The sequence below is a fragment of the Hydrogenophaga sp. genome (assembly GCF_028698005.1).
Classification (GTDB): Bacteria; Pseudomonadota; Gammaproteobacteria; order Burkholderiales; family Burkholderiaceae_C; genus Hydrogenophaga.
Genome location: NZ_JAQVEJ010000279.1, coordinates 1 through 2,553, shown reverse-complemented (window position 1 = coordinate 2,553; position 2,553 = coordinate 1). Strand labels below are relative to the sequence as shown.

At 72.6% G+C, this 2,553-nt stretch carries 3 protein-coding genes; all 3 read left to right on the top strand.

Features of this window, described 5'->3' with window-relative positions; all coding sequences use genetic code 11:
- Nucleotides 1–1,027, top strand: a 1,027-nt coding sequence (locus PHQ87_RS16005; protein ID WP_300236609.1) for a hypothetical protein, incomplete at its 5' end; no start/stop codon positions are given.
- A gap of 19 nt (nt 1,028–1,046) precedes the next feature.
- On the top strand, nt 1,047–1,844 hold the full coding sequence (locus tag PHQ87_RS16000) for a CpsB/CapC family capsule biosynthesis tyrosine phosphatase (protein ID WP_300236606.1): 798 nt from the start codon (nt 1,047–1,049) through the stop codon (nt 1,842–1,844).
- Between the two features lie 49 nt (nt 1,845–1,893).
- Nucleotides 1,894–2,406, top strand: coding sequence for a hypothetical protein (locus PHQ87_RS15995; protein ID WP_300236603.1), 513 nt, complete (start codon nt 1,894–1,896; stop codon nt 2,404–2,406).
- Nucleotides 2,407–2,553: the final 147 nt, after the last annotated feature.

Below are 2,553 nucleotides of genomic sequence, written 5' to 3'. Positions count from 1 at the left end.
CCTGCAGCGCAACCCGGGCGATGCCCAGGCGCGGGTGGAACTGGCCGTGCTGGCCCACACCGGTGGCTTTGGCACGCCGGCCGAGCGCAGCGCGCTGCTTGACCAGGCCATGGCGGCGGCACCCCAGCACCCCGAGGTGCTGCAACTGCAGGCGGCGCGCGCGCTGGACGCCCGGCAATGGCCGCAGGCGCTGGAGCCGCTGCAGCGCCTGGTGCGCTTCCACGCCAGCACGCCGGCGGCGCAGACCCTGGTGCAACTGCTGCAGGTGGCCCCGGCCCTGCCGGCGCTGGACGAGGCCCTGCGCCAGGCCGTGCGCGAGGACGCCGACTGGCTGGAGCGCGTGCTGCGCGCCATGCCCGGCATGAAGGTGCCCGTGGGCCAGGCCTGGCCGCTGCTGGCCGAGGCCATGGCGCACCACCGGCTGGCGCCGCGCCTGGGCCAGTTCGTGACCGGCCGCCTGAAGGCCGAAGGCCGGTGGACCGAGGCCCAGGTGGTGTGGCTGCACCTGTGGGACCGGCCCCTGCCGCTGCTGTTCAACGGCGGCTTCGAAAGCGACTTCGTCGCCCAGGGCTTTGACTGGGAGGTGCCCGGCCCCAACGACCACCGCGCCGGCGCCCAGGTGACGCTGGTGGGCCGGGGCGAGCGCGGCCGCGTGCTGCGCGTGCGCCTGGCCGGCAAGGGTTTTCGCAGCCCGCTGGTCCGCCAGCACCTGGTGCTGCCCCCGGGCCACTACCGCCTGCAGGGCGACTGGCAAAGCACCGACCTGCGCAGCGCCCAGGGCCTGAGCTGGGTGCTCACCTGCCTGGGCGGCCCCGGCAGCCAACCCCGCGAACTGGCCCGCTCGGCGCCACTGCAGCCCACCGGGCGCGACTGGAAAACCTGGCAGCTCGATGTGCAGGTGCCCGACACCGGCTGCGGCCCCGGCCTGCAACTGGCCCTGCAACCCCATGCCGCCTACGAGGCCCGTGCCGGCATGCAGGGCGAGATCGTGTTCGACGCCATGCGCCTGGACACCGCCAGCCACTGAAAGGGAGGGAGAACGCCGCATGATCGACCTGCACTGCCACCTGCTCCCAGGCATCGACGACGGCGCCCCCACACTGGACGTGTCGCTGGCGATGGCGCGGATGGCCATCGACGACGGCGTGACCACCATCGCCTGCACGCCGCACATCTACCCCGGCATGTACATGAACGACAAGCCGGGCATCGAGGCCGCCTGCCGCGCGCTGCAGCGCGAGCTGGACCAGCGCGGCATGCCGCTGACGCTGGTGACGGGCGCCGACGTGCACCTGGTGCCGGGCCTGATCGGCGGCCTGGCTCAGGGCCGCATCCCGACGCTGCACGGCTCGCGCTACCTGCTGCTGGAGCCCTCGCACACCACGCCGCCGCCGCGCTTCGAGGACGCGGTGTTCAACCTGATCGCCTCGGGCTACACCCCGGTGATCACGCACCCCGAGCGCCTGGCCTGGGTGGAGCACCACTACGAGGTGTTCCTGCGCCTGATCGGCCAGGGCGCGTGGATGCAGGTCACCGCCGGCGCCCTGACCGGCGTGTTCGGCCCGCGCGCCCGCTACTGGGCCGAGCGCTTCGTGGGCGAGGGCCACACCCACATCCTGGCCAGCGACGCCCATTCGGCCGGCCGCCGCAACACCCGCCTGAGCCCGGCCCGCGAGGCCGCCGAACGCCTGCTGGGCGCCGACGAAGCCCGCCGCCTGCTGATCGACCGCCCCCAGGCCATCCTGAACAACGAGCCCCCCGACCGGCACCCGCTTCCCGAACCGCACCGTCGCAGCAGCGCCACAGCTCGCCGCTGGTGGCCCATTTTTGGCAAAAAGAATTGAGCGTTTCTGTTAGATTCAGGCAATCCGCCCCCAAACCAGAGAGGAACCCATGAAAAAAATTGCCATCGCGATGGGTATCGCCGCCCTGATGGGCAGCGCATTCGCCCAAGGCATCGTCGTTGAGCGCGTGCAAGGCGCGGCCACCGTGTCCAGCGGCGATCAGGCCACGACCCTGAGCGCCAACATGGCCCTGACCGAAAACGCCACGGTGATGACCACCCAGGGCAGTTCGGTCACCATCAAGTTCCCCAGCGGCTGCACCGCCGTGGTGGCGGGTGGCGCCTCGTTCGTGGTCTCTGAGGCCAACTGCAAGGCCCTGGTCGCCCAGGCAGGCGGCGGCACCGGTGGTGCCGGCGCCGGCGCCAGCCACGACACCGCCCTGCTGCTGGCTGGCGGCGCTGCCGGCATCTTCGCCATTCACGAAGCCACCAAGGGCGACGGCCCCAAGGCGCGGCCCACGCCGCCCGGTGGCCCCGCGGAACCCGGCCCCGCCCCCGAGGCCCCGGGTGCCAAGCCCACCCCCAAGCCCCGGCCCAAGCCCACCCCCATCAGCCCGAGCTGATCGCGGGTGGTTGCATGCCGGCGGGCCCAGCCCCCACCGGCAACCCATCAAAAAAGGCCCTGCGGGGCCTTTTTTGCGTCCGGCGAGTAGCTTGACCCGGTGCGCGACAAGCCCCGCCGTTCCGGGCGGGGAAGGATAGCGCGGACG

Coding starts and splice junctions, on each gene's coding strand:
- PHQ87_RS16000 (WP_300236606.1), top strand. CDS start 1,047: ATGATCGACCTGCACTGCCACCTGCTCCCAGGCATCGACGACGGCGCC.
- PHQ87_RS15995 (WP_300236603.1), top strand. CDS start 1,894: ATGAAAAAAATTGCCATCGCGATGGGTATCGCCGCCCTGATGGGCAGC.